Genomic DNA, 1,534 nt, shown 5'->3' on the forward strand with positions numbered 1-1,534 from the left:
CCTTGGTGCGCAGAAATAAAAAGACGTGTTCTTATGGAAAATGCGTACAAATTAAAAGTAGGAGTTTTGCGCGTGAAAAGAAGCAGGTCGGATGAGAAATGTGAAGCAGGTTGAGTAATGGCGTAAAAACAATGTGATGAAGTTGTGGCGGGCATTGACTCTGAAATAAAAAAGGCGACGCCATAGCATCGCCTGGTAGCTATGCTTGAATTGCCCAATAACTGACACCCAGCACGATGCCATTCATGGCAATATGCAGACTGATGGGCATTAACAGGCCGTTTGACCTGACTCTGGCGGCTATCAGCGTCAATGATATGCAAAACAGAATGAGTAACATGCGCGCATCCGCATATTGTGTATGCAGTATGGCAAAAAGAATCGATGTCACTATCGCTGCCCCGATTTTACCGCCGGCAAACCAGGTTTGAAATGCGCCGTAAAGGCAGCCTCTAAAGACGATTTCTTCATAAATGGGCGCGAGGATAATCAGGGTAAGTTGCACCAGGAAAAACACGTTTCCTTGAAGCGAAACCTGCTCGATGACCCAGCTTTCCGTTTTGGTTATACCAAGTAAAGGCGGGGCGATAAATTGCAATGCTAAAATGATTAACAAGAAACCAAAGAATGTCGCGGGTTTAAAATTACCGGCGCCAAAAGAAGGGCGGTTTTTATAAAATTTCAGGTAAAGCGGAACGATAACGACAAATTCAATCACCAATAAGATAGGGACCAGCCATCCCTCTGCCTCTAATTTTTCCCTGTTGGGGAAAAGCAGTGGCAGGAATGTCAGCGCCACCATCAGCAAAAACGTGGAAAAGAACCCTTTGGTCTCCTTGTGACGTGCGATTTCCTTATCCCAGTCGGTCATTTTTATAATCCTTATATTTTAAATAATCATTGCTGTTGTCCAGGTGATCTCAGGCACTGTCCGTGCTGGCGGATCTCTTCGATGCCTGTATTCAAATGGTGAAAAAAAACACCGGAGGTTTACCCGCCGGTGTTTGTCTTGTGTGAGGGTCATCTCACGAGGTTATACAGCCGGTCTGGCGATCACGCTGCGGGTTTCCATACGCACTTCGGCGATGGTGACTTGCAGGCTGTCACCTTGTCGATAGACGACTTCACCTTTGATTTGGACCGTGCCGGTTTCCTGGCTGCAGACCATTTCATCACGTACCGCGTGAATAAAGGGTGCTGGGATGAAGGCCACTGCGCCATTGTCCAGCAAACGCACCCGCAGGCCGCCGCGAGTCACGTCGATGATTTCTGCATTGAAGCGCTCATCGGTGCCGGCTTTGTCTTTCAGATAACGCGCATACAGCCAGTCACCCACGTCGCGTTCTGCCATGCGGTTCAGACGACGACGTTCTGCCAATTGGACTGTCACTTCATCTTGCGGTTTTTCGGCTGCCTGGCCGGTGATAACCGCTTTGAGCAGACGGTGGTTGACCATGTCGCCGTATTTACGGATCGGAGAAGTCCAGGTCGCGTAGGCTTCCAGTCCCAGGCCGAAATGCGGCCCCGGCGTCGT

Annotated in this window: 2 protein-coding genes; both read right to left on the reverse strand. The window is 49.3% G+C overall.

Going from position 1 to position 1,534, the window contains the following annotated elements:
- Positions 1-199 precede the first annotated feature (199 nt).
- Positions 200-871 carry a CPBP family intramembrane glutamic endopeptidase gene (locus tag VGM55_RS27065; RefSeq protein ID WP_261444226.1) on the reverse strand — a complete coding sequence of 224 codons (672 nt, stop codon included), beginning with the start codon at positions 869-871 and terminating at the stop codon, positions 200-202.
- Positions 872-1,033: 162 nt separating this feature from the next.
- Positions 1,034-1,534: RNB domain-containing ribonuclease (locus VGM55_RS27070; RefSeq protein ID WP_331637302.1), on the reverse strand; the 501-nt coding region annotated here is incomplete at its 5' end.

This window comes from Cedecea sp. (assembly GCF_036500665.1).
Lineage (GTDB): Bacteria > Pseudomonadota > Gammaproteobacteria > Enterobacterales > Enterobacteriaceae > Cedecea.